This is a genomic window from Aminiphilus sp. (genome assembly GCF_029975095.1).
Taxonomy (GTDB): Bacteria; Synergistota; Synergistia; order Synergistales; family Aminiphilaceae; genus Aminiphilus.
In genome coordinates this window covers 1-19,362 of record NZ_JARKPW010000228.1, presented here as the reverse complement: position 1 = coordinate 19,362, position 19,362 = coordinate 1, and the positions used below count along the sequence as shown (strand labels likewise).

At 60.3% G+C, this 19,362-nt stretch carries 15 protein-coding genes; 5 read left to right on the top strand and 10 right to left on the bottom strand.

What is annotated here, in order from left to right:
* The 4 genes from Q1K49_RS14110 to Q1K49_RS14095 form a co-directional block, all read right to left on the bottom strand.
* On the bottom strand, positions 1-415 hold a 415-nt coding region (locus Q1K49_RS14110; protein ID WP_300526613.1), incomplete at its 3' end, for a cupin domain-containing protein.
* 345 nt (positions 416-760) lie between these two features.
* Complete coding sequence (locus Q1K49_RS14105) at positions 761-1,603, bottom strand: HD domain-containing protein (RefSeq protein ID WP_300526612.1); 843 nt, start codon at positions 1,601-1,603, stop codon at positions 761-763.
* 22 nt (positions 1,604-1,625) lie between these two features.
* Positions 1,626-3,719, bottom strand: coding sequence for a vitamin B12-dependent ribonucleotide reductase (locus tag Q1K49_RS14100; RefSeq protein ID WP_300526611.1), 2,094 nt, complete (start codon positions 3,717-3,719; stop codon positions 1,626-1,628).
* A 368-nt stretch (positions 3,720-4,087) separates the two neighbouring features.
* Positions 4,088-4,786: a PHP domain-containing protein gene (locus tag Q1K49_RS14095; protein ID WP_300526610.1), complete on the bottom strand. Its 699-nt coding sequence runs from the start codon at positions 4,784-4,786 to the stop codon at positions 4,088-4,090.
* Between the two features lie 171 nt (positions 4,787-4,957).
* On the opposite strand from Q1K49_RS14095, the gene Q1K49_RS14090 reads away from it, so the two are divergent.
* Both Q1K49_RS14090 and Q1K49_RS14085 read left to right on the top strand, forming a co-directional pair.
* Positions 4,958-5,887: a glycosyltransferase family 2 protein gene (locus tag Q1K49_RS14090; protein WP_300526609.1), complete on the top strand. Its 930-nt coding sequence runs from the start codon at positions 4,958-4,960 to the stop codon at positions 5,885-5,887.
* 88 nt (positions 5,888-5,975) lie between these two features.
* Positions 5,976-7,211: a glycosyltransferase family 4 protein gene (locus tag Q1K49_RS14085; RefSeq protein ID WP_300526608.1), complete on the top strand. Its 1,236-nt coding sequence runs from the start codon at positions 5,976-5,978 to the stop codon at positions 7,209-7,211.
* Positions 7,212-7,281: 70 nt separating this feature from the next.
* Here Q1K49_RS14085 and Q1K49_RS14080 read toward each other — a convergent pair whose 3' ends face one another.
* The 5 genes from Q1K49_RS14080 to dctP form a co-directional block, all read right to left on the bottom strand.
* On the bottom strand, positions 7,282-8,982 hold the full coding sequence (locus Q1K49_RS14080; RefSeq protein ID WP_300526607.1) for an FAD-dependent oxidoreductase: 1,701 nt from the start codon (positions 8,980-8,982) through the stop codon (positions 7,282-7,284).
* A gap of 592 nt (positions 8,983-9,574) precedes the next feature.
* The gene (locus tag Q1K49_RS14075; RefSeq protein ID WP_300526606.1) at positions 9,575-10,834 is read right to left on the bottom strand and encodes a GGDEF domain-containing protein; all 1,260 of its coding nucleotides are present in this window, start codon (positions 10,832-10,834) and stop codon (positions 9,575-9,577) included.
* A 360-nt stretch (positions 10,835-11,194) separates the two neighbouring features.
* Entirely contained in the window at positions 11,195-12,487 is a 1,293-nt protein-coding gene (locus Q1K49_RS14070; RefSeq protein WP_300526605.1) for a TRAP transporter large permease, read from the bottom strand.
* A 9-nt stretch (positions 12,488-12,496) separates the two neighbouring features.
* Positions 12,497-13,171, bottom strand: a complete 675-nt coding sequence (locus Q1K49_RS14065; protein ID WP_300526604.1) for a TRAP transporter small permease — start codon at positions 13,169-13,171, stop codon at positions 12,497-12,499.
* Positions 13,168-14,229, bottom strand: coding sequence for a TRAP transporter substrate-binding protein DctP (dctP, locus tag Q1K49_RS14060; protein ID WP_300526603.1), 1,062 nt, complete (start codon positions 14,227-14,229; stop codon positions 13,168-13,170). The genes Q1K49_RS14065 and dctP overlap by 4 nt, the downstream gene beginning before the upstream one ends.
* A gap of 444 nt (positions 14,230-14,673) precedes the next feature.
* Between dctP and Q1K49_RS14055 the strand changes: the two genes are divergently transcribed.
* Both Q1K49_RS14055 and Q1K49_RS14050 read left to right on the top strand, forming a co-directional pair.
* Positions 14,674-15,690 carry a DnaJ C-terminal domain-containing protein gene (locus tag Q1K49_RS14055; protein ID WP_300526602.1) on the top strand — a complete coding sequence of 339 codons (1,017 nt, stop codon included), beginning with the start codon at positions 14,674-14,676 and terminating at the stop codon, positions 15,688-15,690.
* A 277-nt stretch (positions 15,691-15,967) separates the two neighbouring features.
* Entirely contained in the window at positions 15,968-17,020 is a 1,053-nt protein-coding gene (locus tag Q1K49_RS14050) for a PocR ligand-binding domain-containing protein (protein ID WP_300526601.1), read from the top strand.
* A gap of 84 nt (positions 17,021-17,104) precedes the next feature.
* On the opposite strand, the gene Q1K49_RS14045 is transcribed toward Q1K49_RS14050, so the two are convergent.
* Positions 17,105-18,073, bottom strand: a complete 969-nt coding sequence (locus Q1K49_RS14045) for a pyridoxal-phosphate dependent enzyme (protein ID WP_300526600.1) — start codon at positions 18,071-18,073, stop codon at positions 17,105-17,107.
* 796 nt (positions 18,074-18,869) lie between these two features.
* Between Q1K49_RS14045 and Q1K49_RS14040 the strand changes: the two genes are divergently transcribed.
* Positions 18,870-19,362, top strand: a 493-nt coding sequence (locus Q1K49_RS14040) for a Clp protease N-terminal domain-containing protein (RefSeq protein WP_300526599.1), incomplete at its 3' end; no start/stop codon positions are given.

Here is a 19,362-nt window from a genome sequence, read left to right as displayed (position 1 = left end):
GGAGTGTCTGGGCGTGATCGTAAGGGGGACAGCAGACACAGAGGAAGCGCAGCGTCTCTTCCGCCTCCACCCAATGATGTGTTCCCGGAGGAATGAGCGCCGCCGCTCCGGGGGAGACGATGTGACTTTCCTTTCCGAGGGCGAGGGTTCCCCTGCCGGAGAGGAAATAGTAGATCTCGGTGCTTCGGGTGTGCACGTGGGGAATGGTGCGTTTCCCCGCGTGCACTGTGGCCTCGGCGAGGCTGTAGGGGAGACCGGGTATCCTGTCGGGATGGAAAATTTCCACGATGTCGCTGGCGTCCTTGGTGACGTAGGAATCGGTAATGGCTTCGCTTTCGCCCGGGGCGGTTCCTTCTCTTTGAGAAGGAACGAAAAAGGCTTGTTTGAAGCTCGTTTTGTCCTCTTGCTCCGCCATGTGTTTCGGCCTCCTCTCTTCACAACAACCGATTTCTCTTGATGGCGCAGATTTCGCCGTGAGCCTCCGGGAATATCCTTGCGTACGTCCTCCGATCCGAACGTTTTCCGGGAAAATCCTTGTTGCGGTCCACATCCCTCCCAAGCAAACATCCGCACAGAAGATCGGCGCGGGATATTTCTTCGGGAGATCGCCTGGAAGAACGCGGTTGCATTCCGTCGCTGCCGGCTCGGCCTGTTCCCGTTTCGGCACACTTCGGTCGGAAAGGGCGTCGGATGTTCGTCTGAGTGCGGGTTTCCACTGCATGGCATTGATGCAGTGGAAAACACCGTTTCGGCGGTGATGTCAGCGTCTTTTTCCGAGGTGTTCCTCCCGAAGGAGCGACCTGGGGTTTTCCAGGCGTTCCCACGCGTCGGCGATCAGGCGCTGCACTGCGGTATGACCTTTTCCCACACGTGTCGCGATGTCCTCCACGATACCCGTCTTCCGGAGTCGTTCCAGGGAAGGCGGATAGTTCAGGTCGAACACCCAGGTGAGCTGTACGAGGAGAAAGTCCACAAGGCTTCGCACGTTCGCGTAGGAAGCGAGATGCGCGTTTTCCACTTCCCGGACGAGCGCATTTGAAAGCGGCCCCGTTTCGTCGATTCCCGGGAGGAGCTGTGTGATGCGCCCCTCCTGCACGTGACGGTGAACGATGTGGAAGACGTCCAGTTTGTCCGCGTCCCGGATGAGCCGTGCCAGGGGCAGGGCGCAGAGCGGGATGGTCTCCGGGAGTGCCTTCTTGTTGTGAAGGGCGACACTCTGCAGCAGGGCTTCCCGGGTCTCTCCGGAACAGGCCGCGAGGGGTGCTTCGGCGGCGATGACGTCTCTTCCTTTCTCGCCGTGGTCCAGGGAGCGCCCGTCGTAAAAGGTTCCGAAGGAGGCGTACTGAGGAAAACGCCCCACGTCATGAAGCAATCCCGCGGTTTCAGCGGCGCGGATTTCGTCGTCGTCCCATTTCAGAGCTTCCGCGAACTCCCGGGCGATGGCGCTTACCCGGAAGCTGTGGAGGCGTTTCAGTTCCAGCAGGGGCGGCAGGGCGCCTTCGTTCGCGAAGGATGTCGTGAACGTGCGAAACCAGGCCGTCAGGACCTCCGCCTCGGGAGCGGGAAGTCCCCATCTCCCGAGGGTGTTCACGCTGCGTTCCATCGATGTGCTCCTAAAGGAGGTTTCAGCATTTCGAGTAACCGCAGGCATGGCACGTAACGCATCCCTCTTCCCGGACGAGAACGGCGCCGCAGCCGGGGCACATGTCCGTCGCACTGGTGTGGACAGGCACCCCGAGTGCGCGTTCCAGGCATTTGGCAATGGCGTCGGGGAGGGAGAGGATGACCCCGTCCTCGTCCCACACGGGCTGGCTTCCGCCGATTCCCTTGAGTTGGTTCACGATTTCCGGCGCGGGGATGCCTGTGCGGAGCGCCAGCGAGATAAGGCGCCCGAGGGCTTCCGTGTGGGCCTGGGTGTCCTTGCCGCTCTTGCCGAGCGTGGCGAAGACCTCGAAGGGGCGTCCACCCGTCTCGTTTACCGTGAGGTAGAGATTGCCGTAGGAGGTGGGCATTTTGATGGTCTTCCCCGTGAGAACCTGGGGGCGGTCGAGAGGAAGCGTACCCTGATCTCCCATGGGCATGACCAGTTGATGCGTCACCGTGTCGTCCTTTTTGCCGGAGGGCGTCGTGGTGAGAACCTGGCTTGCCTTGCATCCGTCGCGGTAGACGGTGATGCCCTTGCATCCCAGTTCGTAGGCGAGAAGATAGGCTTTGCGCACGTCCTCCTTGGTCGCATCCGCCGGAAGGTTGATCGTCTTGGAGACGGCATTGTCCGTGAACTTCTGGAACGCCGCCTGCATTCGCACATGCCAGGGATAGTCTATTTCATGGGCGGTGACGAAAACCCGTCTCATTTCCGAAGGCAGAGAGTCGAGAGAGGCAAGCCCCCGACGGTGCATCTCCGCCTGGAGCACGTCGTTCACGTAGACCAGATCCTCCGTGCCGAAGGCCTTTCGGGTGTGCGTGAGGGCGAAGACAGGCTCGATGCCGGAGGAGCACTCCGCCAGGAGCGCGATGGTTCCCGTGGGGGCGATGGTTGTCACCGTGGCGTTCCGGAGCGGTTCGCCGATGCAGTTGGGATAGGGGTGCCGTTCCCGGGCGAGGTCTCTGCTCGCCTCCCGTCCGGTCGCCTGAATGAAGGCCATGACTTTCTCCGCCAGCTCCAGCGCTTCCTCGGAATCATAGGGGATCCCCAGAAGGAAAAGCATCTCCGCCCATCCCATGACGCCGAGACCGATCTTCCGGTTTCCCTTCACCATGTCCTCGGTCTCCGGAAGCGGATAGCAATTGATGTCGATCACGTCGTCAAGGAAACGCACGGCGGTGCGCACGGTCTTCTCCAGGCGGTCCCAGAGAATTTCCCCGTCCCTGACCATGTTCTTCAGGTTGACCGAGCCGAGATTGCACGCCTCGTAGGGAAGGAGGGGCTGTTCGCCGCAGGGGTTCGTCGACGTGATGCGGCCCACGTGGGGCGTCGGATTGTCCCTTTCGAGGCGGTCGAGAAAGATCACGCCGGGATCTCCCGTGGCCCAAGCCGCATGGACGATGCGGTTCCACAGTTCCATGCTCTTCACCGTGTCGGTGGTCTGCCCCGTGCGCGGGTTCACGAGGTGCCAGTCTTTGCCGTCCGCCAGGGCTTCCATGAATCTATCGGTGATGCCCACGGAGATGTTGAAATTGGTGAGAATTCCTTCCTCCGTCTTTGCCCGGATGAAGGCGAGCACGTCCGGGTGGTCGCAATCCAGGATGCCCATGTTGGCGCCGCGACGGGTTCCCCCCTGTTTCACCACGTCCGTGGCGAGGTCGAACATGCGCATGAAGGAGATCGGTCCTGAGGCGACGCCGTTCGTGGTGGACACCACATCTCCCGCTGGGCGGAGTTTCGAGAAGTTGTACCCCGTTCCGCCTCCGGACTTGTGGATGAGGGCGGCGCTCCGGAGCGTGGAGAAGATGGAGTCCATGCTGTCCTCGACGGGGAGCACGAAACAGGCCGCGAGCTGCCCCTCCGGGAGCCCCGCGTTCATCAGGGTCGGCGAGTTGGGCAGAAAATCGAGCTGCGCCATGAGGTCGGTGAAACGCTCCTCCCAGAGGGCGCGTTCAGCTTCAGGTTCCGCCGCGGCAACTGCCTTGGCGACACGGCGGAGCATCTCCTGCGGAGTTTCGCTACCCTTGAGGTAACGTTTTTTCAGGATCACCAGAGCGTTCTCGGAAAACATCATAAATGGGTACCTCCTCGGAATGGCGATACGGAAGATCCTGCAGGAATATCCTCTTTTCGGGTTTGTGCGGGACACGATACATGCTGGACGGCACGAAAGCCGCGCTTCCGGGGTGCCTGTCGCGGGTTCGAATGGCTCGCTATATGTGGGAGCGTAGAGAGTATAGCACTCTATATGTGGAAGCGTTTGAGCCGTAAGTCCTGTTCTCCGGAGACAACCTCCTCCTTTCGGCCCTCTTCGGGAAGGGTGAGAAGACCATGGATGAGGAAAGGAAGCGAAAGTGAGGATGGAGGAGGAGAAGCGGATATACTGGTTGCACCGCGCTCCGATGCCGCAGAGGGATCCGGCCGGAAAGGAACGGCGGGACGTCAGGCGGAAAAGCGGTTGTGCTGGATTTCGGGGAAGAGCGGCTGTTTTTCCCGGATTCCTCCGTTCTGTGCGAGAACGAAGGACAGGGCGTCCACATAGTCTCTTCCGTTCCACGCCACCGGTCGAAAGGTGCCGTTGCGGAGTGCCTCCAGAAAATCTCTTTCGTTGCGGAGCGTGTTCCTGAATTCCGTGGCGAAAAGCCCGATCCGCTCGACGAGGTGCGCGTCGCTTCCGCCGAGGCGCGGGAGGCAGCATTCGGCGGCAAGCGCTTCCGCCTGGAGATTGTGCTTCGGAAGCGTGCTGCCGTTGAAACTCTCCACGGCGTGGAGTGGTATGTGACTGAAAAGGGCTCCCATGCCCCGCCCGTTGTTGCGGAAAGGGTGGGCGGCAACCGAGACGCCGCCTTGGGAGGCGGCGTGTGCCGCGAGTTCCAAAGCAGAAAGCGGGCCTTGCGGGACCGAATCGAGACCGAAGACGAGCATGTCTCCATCGGTGGTAAGGTACTCCATGCCGACGAGGACGAGGAGTCCGAATCGTTCACTCAGACGCTTCGCCTCGGTACGGAGTGCGAGGCTTTCGTGATCCGTGACGCAGAGCCCGGCGAGACCCCGCTCCCTGGCTTTTCTCAGTGCCTGCTCCACGGGGAGTTCACTGTCGAACGAGCCCTCTTTCGTGTGAACGTGCATGTCCAGACGCACACAAATTCCTCCAGTGCCGGAGTGAAATATTTTTATATGGAATTATTTTTATTCCGAAAGGAAGTATCTCCGAAGAAAGCACCTTCGTCAAGATGTCGGGTGTCCCCGTTTCCCGAAGAGCGATGCGAGGAGGCGCGTTTTTCAGGCGACGGACGGAGAAGGGAGATTTCCATGACGCCTCTGCTCTCGGTGATTCTTCCCCTTTTCAATAAAAAACCCTTTGTGGAACGGGCGATCGCCTCCGTGCTCGCCCAGACGGAACGGCGCTTTTCACTGATCGTGGTGGACGACGGCTCCACCGACGGTGGTGCGGAGGTGGCGGAGCGCATCGAGGACGCAAGAATTCGGCTTCTCCGTCTTCGCCACGGCGGCGTCTCGAAAGCTCGCAACGCGGGCGTGCGTGCGGCGGAGACGGACCTCGCGGCGTTCCTTGACGGGGACGACGAGTGGGATCCCGACCACCTGGAGACGCTTCTGCGTCTCCGGCGGCGTTTTCCGGAGGCGGTTCTCTATGCCACGGCCTATCGCTTCGTCCTTCCCGGAAACCGGATGCGCTTCCCGCGCCTTGCCGGTATTCCTCCCTTTCCCTGGGAGGGGATTCTTTCCCGCTATTTCCGGAGCGCCGCCCTCGGTCATCCTCCCGTCTGGACGTCCGCAGCGGCGGTTTTGTGCACCGCACTTCGGAGTGTGGGGGGATTCCCCGAGGACTCCTCTCTCGGCGAGGATCTCGATACCTGGGGGCGCCTTGCCCTTGCCGGTCCCGTCGCGTTCAGCCGCAGAGGGCTTGCGACCTACCGCAAGGATGCGACGAATCGTCTCTGCCTCCGCCTTCGACGGGACAAGCCCCTTCCGTTCGTTGAGACGGCCCGCAACGTGCTGGAAGAGGGGCGTTGCGACCCAATCCTGGAGGGGGATCTCCGGGCCTATCGCTGTCGCCTTCTCTCTCTTTCCTGCAGGGAACTGCTTCGCCAGGGACGGATTGACGAGGCCCGGAGCCTTCTCTCCGAGTGCGTAAGACCGCCCTATCTCGTGCCTCATGTCCTGGTGAGCCGTTTTCTCTGTGGTGTCGCACCTTTCGGTGCGTTCCTTCGAAGGCGTTGAGCGGCGTTGCGACGACGGACGGCGTGTGTGAACACGGTAGGCGTGCTGGGATGGGACGACGTGTTCTTGTCATGACCGGGAGGGATGTATGGTGCGGATTCTTCTGGTGTTGAGTCAACGGCCCGAAGCGACGGGAAGCGGCATCTACGTCCGGGCTCTTCTCGAAGAGGCCCGGCGCCGAGGGCATGAAGCGTTTCTCGTGGCGGGCGTTCCCGTTGGATGGGAGATCCCCTCCCTTCCCGTGCCTCGCGACCGATGCCGGTTCGTCACCTTCGGTGCCCGGGGCGATCTTCCCTTTCCCATTCCCGGCATGAGCGACGTCATGCCCTACGCCTCCACGCGCTTTCGGGATTTGACGGAGAACCAGATCGATGCCTACGAGGAGGCGTTTTCCGTCGTCTGCCGCGACGTCGTCTCCCGTTTCGAGCCCCGGGTCATTCACGCGCAGCATCTCTGGCTCGTCACGTCCAGGCTTTGCAAGGACATTCCGGAGCTTCCCCTTCTTGCCTCCTGTCATGGATCCGATCTTCGCCAGTTTCTGCAACTTTTCCACTTGCGGGCCCGGGTACGTGCGGGATGCTCGCGTCTCGACGCGGTGGCGGCTCTCACCACGGAACAGGCGGAGGAGATCGCGACGCTTTTTGAGATTCCGCGGGGGCGTATCTCCGTGACGGGGGCCGGTTTCGACCCACGTCTTTTTTTCCCGGGGAAAACGCGGTGCGGGACGGTGCGGATTGTCTACGCGGGGAAGCTTTCCCGGGCGAAAGGTGTTCCCTGGATGCTTCGCGCCTTGTTCCGTCTTCGTGATCTTCCTTGGGAACTGCACCTTGTCGGCAGTGGAGGTTCCGAGGAGGCGGAATGCCGGGCTCTTGCGCATCCCCTGGGAGATCGCGTCGTTCTGCACGGTGCTCTTCCCCAGGAGGCACTGGCGTCTCTTTTTCGGTCAAGCACGCTTTTTGTCCTTCCGTCTCTTTTCGAAGGGCTTCCGCTCGTTCTGCTCGAGGCCCTCGCCTCGGGATGCTGCGCCGTCGCGACGGATCTTCCCGGAGTACGGGATGTTGCGGCTTCAGTTGGCGACGATGCTCTCACCCTGGTTGCTCTTCCGGAGCGAACGAGCGTTGACCAATTTCCGCCCGAGGGGGAGATGCTTTTCGTCGATGCCCTGGAGAACTCTTTGGAGGCGATGCTGCGCCGTTGCCTCCTCGGGGACATTCCGTCTCCCGAAGAGGTGGCGCGGCGCGTGGAGGGGCGTACATGGGAGAACGTTTTTTCCGGAATAGAGTCGCTTCTGGCGGAGCTTTGCCGCCGTCGCCGGGGGCAGTGAAGGGCTCCCGGCGACGGAAGGCGTGCGAACGAGGAATGAGGAACCTTCGTGTTGCGAGGAAGGACGGCTCTCATACCGCCTTTCGGAGCTCGTAAGGCCAGGCGAGGACGCCGCCTTCGGCAAGAGCCACGCTGGGGAAGCCCAGTCCTTTGAGAATCGAATAGGCATCCCATCCGCGCACGGAGATCTTGCAGAAGGTGACGATCTCCACGTCCCGGGGAAGTTCTCCGGCGCGCTTCCACAGAGCGCCCAGTGGAATGTTGGTCTGATTGTCGAAGGGGAGTTTTCCCTGGGTGGCGACTTCCTCGGGGGTGCGTACATCCAGGAGAAGAAAGCGGTCTCCCCGGGATGCCTTTGCGAGAAGTTCTGAGGGACTGTAGGACACGAGCAGGCCGTCCATCTTGTTGCGCAGCACGTTTGCCGCGTGGGTGACGGGGTCGAGGGCGGTCGAGAAGGGCGGGGCATAACCCAGATCAAGGTCCGCCAGATCGTCCACGGTGAGGTGTCCCGTAATGGTTGAAGCCAGGGTGTCCAGGCGCTTGTCACCCCTGCCGGGGCCCATGACCTGTGCCCCCAGAATGCGGCGGCTCTCGCGGTCGGCGACGAGACGAAGGTAGAGTGGTGCCGCGCCGGGCATGAAATGGGGGAGGTCGGGAGAGGTCACGGTGACGGCTACGGGGGTGAATCCAGCCTCGGCTGCGACTGTTTCGTTCAATCCGGTACGCCCCGCCGTCCAGTCGAAGGCCTTCATGATCGCCGTTCCGAGTACGCCGTTGAAACGCGCATCCCGACCCGCGATGACATCGGCGATGACTCTTCCCTGGCGGTTCGCGGCGGAACCCATGGGCTGGCGTACCCGTTTCCCCGTAAGGACATGGGTGGTCTCCACGCAATCACCGCCGGCGAAGATGTGTGGATCGCTCGTGCGCATCCGCTCGTCCGTCACGATGCCCCCCGTGGGACCGATGGCGAGTCCCGCCTCACGAGCGATCTCCACGTTGGGGCGCACTCCCACCGCCAGCAGTACGAGATCCGCCGGGATTTCACGTGTGTCCGTCCGGACCGCCGTCACATTGCCTGCCGCGTTTCCCAGCAGTTCGAGCACGCGCTCGCCTCCGAAAAAGGAGACCTGATGTCGTGCGAGAAGAGATTTCAGCATATGACCGAAGTCCCGGTCGAACAGGGTGGCCAGGGGAGTTTCCAGGAGTTCGGCGATGGACACGTCGTAGCCGTTCGCCACGAGGGCTTCCACCACTTCGAGCCCGATGAGTCCTCCGCCGATGACCACGGCCTTCTTGCCCGTTCCGTGTCGAAGCGCATCCTTCATGGCCAGGGCATCGTCGAGCGTCCCAAGGGTGAAGACCCGGGCGAGATCGGTCCCCGGCAGCTGCGGCCGGATGGGGGATGCTCCCGTCGCGAGCACGAGCGTGTCGTAGGAAAGGTGTTTTTCCACTCCCGTGTCCAGTTCGAGCACGGTGAGTGAACGTTTTTCCCGGTCGATCCGGGTGGCCATGTGCCGTTGAAGAACTTCCACCTGCTTCACTGTTCGGAAGAACGCGCTGTCCCTCAGCACGCCGATGGGTGTGCTCAGGAGTTCGCGACTGTCCTCCACGACACCCTCCAGGAAATAAGGAAGCCCACATCCCGCGTAACTCAGGTGATTCCCCTTTTCGACGATGGTGATCTCCGCCTCGGGGTCGAGACGGCGTAATCTCGCCGCCGTTTTGGTACCACATGCCACGCCTCCGACGATGACGACCCGCTTTTTCATGGGGGTGCCTCCCTCTAGAATTGAATACCTACCCCCGTATGGTATATCAGGGCGCATCTTTTGTCCAGTATGACAACGTTGCGGGAGGATCGGAAACGTTGGTCTTTTTCGTGAAACCGAGCGAAGGACGGTGCGGACATCCCCGGGGGTGGGGATGTGACGGACCGCGGATCTTTAGTCGTGTGCGTTAAGGAAGCTCTGAATAAAGATCTTTCGCTTGCCCTTGGACTCGGGTCGCATCAGGCTCTGCGAGGCGCCCTGCGGGGCTGACGTAGCCTTCTTCAGAGGTTCCCAAAAAGGTTTTCATGGTGTTTGGCGGTCGTCTGCTGTGATCAGCCACACTTTTTCAGGAGTGTTTTTTTGTGTTCGATCAACAGGTCCATGTTGAGGTAGCGACTGGACTCCAGCTACGCCTCGTGGGTTGCGACGCACAGTGCCCGTATCAGGTGTTTCATAGACTGGAGGCGGAGAAAGACGCTGTGACGGAAGAGCCGTATCGACCTGATGAAGAACGGATCGGGGAATCTCCTTGTCGGGACCGGACGTGGCGGGAAAGGAGTAGGAACGCTTCCGTTCGGATCGGACAGGCGGTTCACGTGAGGTCGTTTCGACCGGAAACGGCGCAATTGCCGCCCCTTCTCTTCGCTTCGTACAGGAGAAGATCCGCACGGTGCAGGAGATCCGTGGGCGTTTCGTGCGGGCGCTGTTCCGTGAGGCCGATGCTCAGTGTAAGCGCGTGCCCTTCCTCCTCGATACGCTGTTCCTGGAGGCGTCTGCACAGGCGCTCCGCGATGAGGGTTGCGCCTTCGAGTGCTATGCCCGGAAGGAGTACCACGAATTCATCGCCGCCGAAACGTCCGACAATGTCCACGGAGCGGGTGTTGTTCCGGAGGAGTTCCCCTATCTTCTTCAGGAGGGAATCGCCGAAGATATGCCCGCGGAGGTCGTTCATGAGTTTGAAATTGTCTACATCGATCATCATCAGAGAGAGGGGGACTCCGTGGAGTTTTCCTCGAGTCATGTGTTCCGTCAGGGAGTCCATGATGAAACCTCTGTTGTAGAGTCCCGTGAGAAAATCACGAGTGGCCTGTTCCCGCAGACTTGCCGTTGCTTTCTCCAGATCCACTGTGCGCGCCGACACGAGTTCCTCGAGTTGCTTCTGATAATGAGCCATCTCTGCATTGGCGCGTTTGATCGTCTTGTACTGATTTTGATAGATCAGGAAAAAGGGCATGGCGAGAAAGAGGAAGACCACGGCGGTGACGAAAGCCCGAAAGGTTTTACGGGCGATGATGGCGTTCAGGTGCGAGATCTCCAGGTCGGCGCAGGCCAGATAGGTTCTCCCGCCGGGGGAGCGCTCGGGAATCGCCACGGAACGGAACGTCCCCCACTGGTCCGTGTATGTCTCATGAACGGTTTTTTTCGTGTGAAAGGCTTCCCGGAAGGCGTCGGGCGCGTCCTCGTAGGGGTAGAAATACCACCGGCTCCGCGCTTCCGCCTCTTCTTCGGTCACCGTCGTCGTCGCGAAGAAGAGTGCCCCGTCCTTTTCTATAAGCGTGTACAGATAGACGAAGGGTGTCTCCATGGCGTAGGAGGAAAGACGTCGTCGCGTCTCGAGTTCCTCCTCAAGGCTGATGCTGTTTTCATCCAGGACACGGTCGTGAAAATCCGTCGGCAGCATGTATTTGAGGCTCTTTGCAGCCAAGGCGAGTTCTTTGTCCGCCTCTCCGAACGTGCTCTGCTTCTGCTCCGCGTAGGTGAAGAAGACGAATCCCGATACGAAGACGGCGTAGACAAGGAGGAAGAGCAGGAAAATCTCTCTTGAAGGAGTATGGTGGACTTTTTTGTTCAAAAGCAGTGTCCTCCTCCCCGGGCTGGATTCTGGGGTGTTTGCTCCGGTCTTGCCGCGTTACCGGTCACGAAAGAAGGCGGCCTGAGAGAAGTGCGCAAAAATGCATTCATAAAATAAAAAGAAAGGAAGCTCTGATCAAGTAGGATTCGTCCTCTCCCGATTGCAGATCGCATCGCGTTTTTCCGAAATCGGCGCGGCATTTTTTAGAGCTTCCGAAAAATAACAGCATTAGTTTAATTTTTAAAAGGGAAACCTGAAGCAAATTTTTTAAATTTACTTCAGGTTTTAGCCACTGAAAGTATAGCAGGTGCACGTAGGGTCGTCGAGTGAGTTTTAGGGAATTTTGTGAGCATTCTCTGGCTACAGGCCCAGAAGCCTTGGCACGGTGACGGTCAGGGCCGGAAAGGAGATGATCACCAGCAGGACTGTCATGGCTACGGCGATAAAGGGCCAAATGGCCTTGAAAAGGTCTCCCAGCGGCACTTTTCCCACGGCGGCGACGATGTAATTGCAGGCGCCTACGGGGGGAGTGATGAGAGCGATGGTCACATTGAGGGTCATGACGATGCCGAAGTGGAAGGGGTCGATGCCGGCTCTCGTGGCAAGAGGGGCGAAGATGGGGGTGAGCAGCGTCAGTACCGCCACCTCCTCCATGAACATGCCGATGATGAAGATGATCGCGCTCAGGGTGATCATGAGCAGCCAGGGGCGTTCGAGAAGTCCCATGCCGACGATGGTTGCGGCGAACTGTTGGGTGACCCGCTCCCACTTGAGAAACCACCCCACCACGGTGGCGGCGCCCATGATGAGAAAGATGGCACTGGTGAAGCGCACCGTCTCGTAGATGGCCTCGCCCAGCTCACGCCATGTGAGCTGTCTGGTGTAGAAAAAACCCGCGAGAAGGCAGTAGTCCACGGCGAGCGCTCCCGATTCGGTGGGGGTGACGATGCCCGTGACGATGCCTCCGATGATGATGAAAGGTGCGATGAGGGCCGCCACGGAGCGGATGAGGATCGGCTTCGCCTGAGCGCGGATTGCCTTGGCGTCCGAGACGGGAACCTGATGTACCCGGGAATAGTAGGCGTTGAGCAGCATGAACGCCAGGCCGAGCACGAGTCCGGGCAACACGCCTGCGGCGAAGAGGCCGCCGATGGAGGTGTTCGTCATGGAGGCATAGATGATCATGAAGATGCTGGGAGGAATGATGGGGCCGATGAGCGAGCTTCCTGCAGTGAGCCCTGCGGCGTACGCCCGGGGAAATCCCTCCTTCTCCATGGCCGGAATGAGGATGGAGCCCAGTGCGGAGGCATCCGCGGCGGCGGAGCCGTTGACGCCCGCCAGAATGATTCCTCCCACTACGTTGACGTAGCCCAAGCCTCCCCGAACCGATCCCACCAGAAGGCGGCTGAAATCGATGAGACGATCCGTCAGACCTGTCCTGTTCATCAGAATGCCCGCGAGGATGAAGAAGGGGATGGCCATGAGGGAGAACACGTCCATGCCGCCGAAGAACTGCTGCGGAATGACCCGGAGGAGGGTCCAGTCTCCCGTGCCGGCGATGCCGAGAAAACCCGTGAAGAGAAGGGCCACGTAGAGAGGAACGCCCGTGGCCATCTGGAAGAAGAACAGCAACAGCAACAGGATACCCGACATGAGCAGCCCTCACTCTCCCGGAGATGTTGGTGCGCCGTGTTTTTCGGAAGCGTTGTCCGGAGCGTCCGCGTCCGACGGAATGTTCGTTTTTTCCGGCAAAGAGGGCGACGGCACGAGCCCCCGTTCCACCGCCAGGAGCAGGGACAACAGGAGGAGCATCCCCATGCCCAGCGGCACCGCCGACAGAGGAATCGCCTTGGGGATGTTCAACGCCATGGTGCGCATGGTCCACGTGCCTGCCACGTTCTGGGCGCCGAACCAGATGAGGAGCCCCAGGACGAAGACCGTCACGCCGAGGCGGAAGAGCGCGAGGGGAAGCCGTGCCCACCGGGGAAACCGTGGAAGGAGAAACTCGATGGCCATATGGTCCCCCCGGTAAAGCGCTCCCGGTGCGCCGAGAAGAACGAGCCACACGAGGGAAAAGCGGGCCACTTCCTCCGTCCAGATGACGGAACTTTTGAAGACGTACCGGAAGAGCACCCCCAGAAGAATGTCCCCCACGTTGATCACGAGGAGGGCACCCGCGAGCCCTGCGCTGGTCCTTTCGAGAGACCGAGTCAGTCCGGCGATGCTGCCGAATCCGCGGGGAGGGTATTCTTCGGGAGGAAGGGAAGGAGCGGCCGAGGCCGCCCCTTCCCTATCGGTTCTGCCGCAGCGGGAAGTGTTCGTTTCGTTCACGGTCACTGAGCGGCTTTCTTGTTGGCTTCCGCGGCGCTTTCCAGGGACAGCTTGAGCCATTCCTCACCCACTTTGCTCTTGAGCCATTCCACGTAGGCGGGCTGGCCTTTCTCTCGGAATGCATCGAGTTCGGTCGGCGTCGGTGCGTAGGCGATCATTCCCTTTTCCTTGAGGAATTCCACCTGTTCGGCGTCCGCTTTCTCCACCTCCTGGCGGCTGATCTGGTTGGCCTTCTTCGCCGCCTCGACGACCACTTTCTGGTCCTCCGGAGAGAGGGCGTCGAAGAGGTCGCCGTTCATGATCAGGAACTGGTCGGAGTACTGGATGTTCGCCAGGGTGAGGTATTTCTGTACTTCGAAGAGGCTTCCCATGATGATGTACATGGCGGGGTTCATCTGTCCGTCCACGACGCCGGTCTTGAGGGCCATGTAGAGTTCGGTCCAGGGAATGGGCGTGCCGCTGGCACCGAAGGATTTGTAGAGCACCACCTGGCCCTCGTCCATGCCGCGGAACTTGAGTCCCTGGAAGTCCTCGGGGCTCTTGATTTCCTTCTTGGAATTCGTGAAGGCGAGGAATCCCCCCTCTTCCACGGCCTCAAGGAGCAGTGCTCCCGTGCGGGCGCGGAACTCCTCCTGGGCCTTCTTCCAATAGGCGCTCTCGTCGTGGTAGAGATGCGCGGCTTTGTAGCTGTCGAACATGAAAGGAACGGCCGAGGCGTAGATCTCCGGAAAGACCGGTGCCACCCCCGCGAAGGAGGCCACGTTCATGATGGGTTGATTCAGCCCCTTCTTCATGAGGAGTTCCATGCGCTCTTCCTCGGTGCCGAGCTGACTGTCGGGGAAGAGTTGGAGCTTCACGCGGCCCTCCGTGCCTTCCTCCAGGAATTTCTGGAAATTGACGACGAAGGCGTGGACGGCGTTATTCGCCGCGTCGGGTGGTCCGTTGTAGGAGATCTTCACCGTCACCGGATCTGCCGTGGCGGGAAGTGCCGCCGCCAGAACCGCCGCGAGGACGAAAAGGAACAGGAAACTCCATCGGTTGGAAACGCGGGTACTGCACTTCATCAAAGACTACTCCTTCCCAAAATGAAATCACCGGGTTCCCGGAAACTCAAGGAACACGATGTCATTCTATCGTGTTTCCCCTTTTTGGGGAGGTGGCTTTTTTTCAAAACCCCCCGTTTTTCCACCTGGACGAAAGGAAAAGAAACACACTACGGGGAAGAAGAGAATTGCCCTTGTTGGGAGTTCCTCTCGCCATACCGTCTCCGGAGAATTTCGGAAGAAATCCACTCCATTCCGAAGAAAAAAAGAGAAAAAAGATCGAAATCGGCAGAGAAGTTTTCGTCTTTGCCGCCCACGTCGATTCGCTCCCCTTGTCTGAAGGAGCGCAACTCCTATACTGAATATAGGTCAAATAAGGTCAGTTTTTTCTTGAAGCCTCCGGCGGAATCGAAAAACCATTCAGGGTTGTGCGGATCGGAGGCTTTGAAAGGGGAGGGAAGAACCATGCCGGTCGCCTACAAGGACTACTATGCCGTTCTGGGTGTGGACAGAAAGGCGTCGGAGGCGGACATCCGGAAAGCCTTCCGTCGGCTTGCCAAGGAATGGCATCCCGATGTGAATAAGAAGACGGGAGCGAACGAGCGTTATCGTGAGATCAACGAGGCCTACGAAGTCCTCAAAGATCCGGAGAAACGTGCCAAGTACGATGCGTTGGGGTCGGACTGGCAGAACGGTGCGGACTTTTCACCGCCTCCGGGTTGGAGCGGATTTCGCGGGGGTGCGGGAGATCCATGGCAGAACGTGGAGATTCACTTCTCTTCCTCCGATGAGCACTCCCCCTTCGGAGATTTCAGCGACTTTTTCCGTGCCGTTTTCGGAGGAGGGGCCTTCTCCGGCGGTGGAGCGGATCGCTTTGCCGCTTCCGGGCGGAGCCGGCGTCGTTCCGGCGCCTCTTCGGGAGACGGTGCGGAATTCTTCGGGGAAAGGGCGGGAGAACGGAGTGACAACGGTGCGGTGGAACTTACCCTGGAGGAAGCCGCCAAGGGATGCACGAAAAGTTTCCTTGTGGAGACGGCTTCGGGGGAGCGACGCTCCCTCGATGTCCACATTCCTCCCGGTGTGACCGAGGGCTCCAGGGTGCGCATCGCAGGACAGGGGGATCCCCGCTCCGGCGGTGATCTCTTTCTTCGGGTGCGTCTTCTGCCGCATCGGCACTTTTCCCTGGAGGGACATGACCTTACCACCACGGTGAACATTTCTCCCTGGGAGGCGGCTCTCGGAAGCGACGTTTCCGTTCCCACGTTGAACGGACCTGTTCGGGTGAAGATTCCGGCGGGCAGTTCCAGCGGCCGGCGTCTTCGTCTTCGCGGCAAGGGCATGCCCAAGCGGAGAGGCGAGCCGGGGGATCTCTTCGCGGTGCTTCGCATCGTGGTTCCCAAATCCCTCTCCGCCAAGGAGCGGGATCTTTTCGAGCGTCTTTCCCGGGAGTCCGCCTTTGACCCCAGAGGAGAGCACGGATGATGCGCATGAAGGGGCGGGGGTGCGTGTCCGCAGATTTTCGTTTTTTTGTCCGGCTTCGTTGAGCGAAGGGCGTCCGCAGAGGACGCCCTTTTGCCTGTGGAGCATTCCGTGTGATTCGCGGTTTTGGGCTGCCCCGGGGCGGAAATCGAGCAAAAAATCAAAACACGGCAAGGCCTGGAATCCACTGAAATGTTTCTGTCGCCGTTGCTATAAGTTGCTATAATGTAAAAAGAGCTGGAGGAGGCTGTGGAACAGAAAAAAGAAGGGTGGGGAGAGCATGGATATCTCCAAGGTGGAACTGAAGGATGTCATGGATCTTGAGTTCATCCAGAAATTCCAGGATTGCTTCGCCAAGGCCATGGGAATGGCGAGCATCACCGTGGACATGAAGGGCCCCGTGACGAAGCCGTCGAACTTCACGGAATTCTGCATGGACATCACGCGGCAGAGTCCGGAGGGATTCAAGCGGTGCAACGAATGCGACATCAAGGGAGGGCAGGAGGCGGCCCGCACGGGAAAGCCCTCGGTGTATTTCTGCCACGGGGGACTCATGGACATGGCGGCTCCCATTATGCTCAAAGGACGCCAGATCGGCAGCATGCTCGCCGGCCAGGTCCTTCCGGAGCCTCCCGACGAGGAGAAGTTCCGCCGCATCGCCCGGGAGATCGGAGTGAATCCCGACGACTACATCCGGGCGCTCGGGAAGATTCGCATCGTTCCGGAAGCAAGCATTCGTGCCGCGGCAGACCTTCTTTTCCTTGTCGCCAACGCCCTTTCAGAGATCGGCTACCAGCGCCTTCTCAACCGGGACAACGCGGTCCATTTCGAGGGGCTTTCGGAGGAATTGAACGGCGATGTGTCGTCCATGGCGGACATGTCGAAGCGTCTTTCCGACCAGGTCGCTTCTCTCGTCACCACCTCCGAGGGACTTCTGCAGGCGTCCTCCGAAGCGCGGTCCAAAGTCTCCGAAACGGACGAAATCCTCGGCTTCATTCGGAACGTGGCGAACCAGACGAAACTGCTGGGGCTCAACGCCGCCATCGAGGCGGCCCGGGCTGGTGTTCACGGCAAGGGGTTCGCCGTGGTGGCCGATGAAGTGCGCAAGCTCGCCGACGTGAGCGTCAACTCCGCCGGCAAGATCGAGAGCATTCTCCAGAGCATCACCGGCGGCATGGACGCCATCGAGGGGGGCATCGGCGAAACCCGCAGTGTCGTGGAGAGCCACACCGCCCACATGGCGGAGATGGCTTCGGTCATCGACCACCTCAAGGAACTCACGACCCGAATCGAGGCAGTGGTCACCACCCTTCGAGAGACCGCCACCCGGTGATAGTAGAGAGCAGAAACCGTCACTCCTGTTGACGACTTTTTGATCTCGCGAAGAAGGGGCGGTTCCGGAAGGGGCCGTCCCTTTTCATGCGCAGGGGACGAGTTCCTTGGCGGAGGCCGGAACGCTGTCCGTGCAGAAGCGCCGCTCCCAGTCGGAAAGGATGCGCAAGGAGACGCCCGTGCCGCCGCAGACCACCACGAGGACCCGCCGGGCGTCTTCGAGGACGGGGGCGTTGTCGTAGAGGACGGAAAGGGAGGCGCCGCAGGCGGGCTCCACCAGGACGCGGTGGTCGTCGGCGAAGGCGAGGCAGGCCCGGACCGTCGTCGCATCGCTCACGGTGCAGGAACGGACGGGGTGCAGGGCATTCACTTCCAACGCACGGGGAGTCACCTGTCTGACCGCAAGAGTGGCGGCGATGGTATGGATCCTCTCCAGGCGGACGAGGTGTCCCGCCTGGAGGGATGATGCGAAGGAGGCGGCGCCTTCGGTCTCGACGGCCACGACGGGAACATCGTTCCAGCCGTGTTTGTGAAGCCCTTCCACGACGCCCGAGAGCAGGCCGCCGCCACCGACGGAGAGAACGAGCGCGTCGGGTTTGTCCATCTGCACGGCCAGTTCGTCCACGAGGGTGGTGTAGCCTTTCCAGAGCGACGGATGGTCGAAGGGGGGAATGTAGGCGCATCCCTCTTCCCGGGCCAGTTCCAGGGCGTGGCGTTCCGCATCGTCCCAGACGTCGCCCGCCGCGATGACCCGGGCCCCCTCCGAGGCGATGCGCTCCCGGGCTACTTCCGAGGTGGTCACGGGAACGACGACGGTGACGGGGACGCCGAGTCTGCGTCCCGCATAGGCTACGGCGTATCCCGCGTTACCGCCGGAGGAGGAGACGAGATGGGTTTTCCCCGCCGCCACGGATTCACTGCAGAGGCGTCCGATACCGCGAATTTTGTAGGACCCGGCGTTCTGGAAGCATTCCATCTTGAGAAAGACGCTTCGCCCGGTGCGTTGGCTCAGAGGTTTCGACTCTACGGTGGGTGTCGTGCAATGCAGTTCCATGGCTCTCGTCCTCCCTGTCTCTGTCGAATCAGCGTTCCGGATCATTTTCCGGAAAAACAAAAAAAGAGGCCGGGGCCCCTTGGTACGGGCCCCGGCCTCGCTTTCGACCATATGGCGCTAAGCGCCGGTCCTGCGAGGAGGAGCCGCGCTCGTAATAATAATGATGGCGGAGCAGAAGGAACACGTGAAACGTGTTGTGCTCTGGTGCATGTCACTCATGTCCGTCCGCTCCTTCCGAAAAGGTTTGTGCGTTTATACCACGGAATGCGCGGGAGGTCAAAGGGTTGATTTTTCTTCGGAATTCTTTGCTCTGATTTCGTCCCACCTGAGCATGGCGTCACCATATCTGCGAAAGTCCATTGCTCAGGTCACGATTCATGGAATCCTTCCCGATGACTTCACTTCGTCTACCCTTGTTGACTCTTGAGAGCCGGCTTCCTGGGACGGTGCATTCATTTCGATGACGGGACTGTGCGCGTCGGATTCTCTGTGCGGAAGGGATACCAGAGGGTACACTGTGTCCACGTGTTTCGAGGATAAAACGAAGCAATGCGGCGAATGAGAGAGAAAGCAGGCTTGTTCAGGGAATATATTTCGGTAAAGTCGAATTTTCAGGTTTTGGGGTACTTGTTTGTCCTATGCTGACCTTTATACTGGATAAAGATCAAATAAGGTCAAAAACATTTCCGCAAAGCTGTCGTGTGCCCGCTGCCGAAGGCGGGGTGCGCCGAGAAACCGGACGGAAACGGGCGGGTGAGGGGCGCGAGGAACGACACGTGAAAGGATGCTGATGCACATGGATCTGAACAAATTGACCCAGAAATCCCAGGAAGCGCTTCTGGCGGCGCAGAATCTGGCCGTTTCGTCGGGGCATCAGGAAGTGGACGGGGAGCATCTGCTCCTGTCGTTGCTCCGCCAGGAGGGGGGGCTCGTCCCCCGGCTTCTGCACCGCATGGAAATTCCTGTGGAGACGCTGGCCTCCGGGGTGGAGCGCGAACTCTCCCGGAGACCCCGCGTGTCGGGCCGGGGCGTCGAGCCCGGAAAGATCTACATCTCCCAGCGCTTGCAGCGCCTGCTGGTGGACGCGGAAGAACGGGCGACGCGCCTGAAGGACGAGTACGTCTCGGTGGAACACCTCTTCGCGGCGCTCATCGCCGAGGGGGCTGCCACGGCGGTGGGGCGTCTCCTCAAGGACGCGGGGATTACGGAGGAACGTTTTCTGAGTGTCCTCGCGGAGGTGCGCGGGCGGGTGCGCGTGCAGAGCGCTACGCCGGAAGGCACCTACGAGG

Excerpts from the sequence above, each read along its gene's own strand:
- Q1K49_RS14105 (WP_300526612.1), bottom strand. The coding sequence starts at position 1,603 with ATGGAACGCAGCGTGAACACCCTCGGGAGATGGGGACTTCCCGCTCCC.
- Q1K49_RS14100 (WP_300526611.1), bottom strand. The coding sequence starts at position 3,719 with ATGATGTTTTCCGAGAACGCTCTGGTGATCCTGAAAAAACGTTACCTC.
- Q1K49_RS14090 (WP_300526609.1), top strand. The coding sequence starts at position 4,958 with ATGACGCCTCTGCTCTCGGTGATTCTTCCCCTTTTCAATAAAAAACCC.
- Q1K49_RS14085 (WP_300526608.1), top strand. The coding sequence starts at position 5,976 with ATGGTGCGGATTCTTCTGGTGTTGAGTCAACGGCCCGAAGCGACGGGA.
- Q1K49_RS14080 (WP_300526607.1), bottom strand. The coding sequence starts at position 8,982 with ATGAAAAAGCGGGTCGTCATCGTCGGAGGCGTGGCATGTGGTACCAAA.
- Q1K49_RS14070 (WP_300526605.1), bottom strand. The coding sequence starts at position 12,487 with ATGTCGGGTATCCTGTTGCTGTTGCTGTTCTTCTTCCAGATGGCCACG.
- dctP (WP_300526603.1), bottom strand. The coding sequence starts at position 14,229 with ATGAAGTGCAGTACCCGCGTTTCCAACCGATGGAGTTTCCTGTTCCTT.
- Q1K49_RS14055 (WP_300526602.1), top strand. The coding sequence starts at position 14,674 with ATGCCGGTCGCCTACAAGGACTACTATGCCGTTCTGGGTGTGGACAGA.
- Q1K49_RS14050 (WP_300526601.1), top strand. The coding sequence starts at position 15,968 with ATGGATATCTCCAAGGTGGAACTGAAGGATGTCATGGATCTTGAGTTC.
- Q1K49_RS14045 (WP_300526600.1), bottom strand. The coding sequence starts at position 18,073 with ATGGAACTGCATTGCACGACACCCACCGTAGAGTCGAAACCTCTGAGC.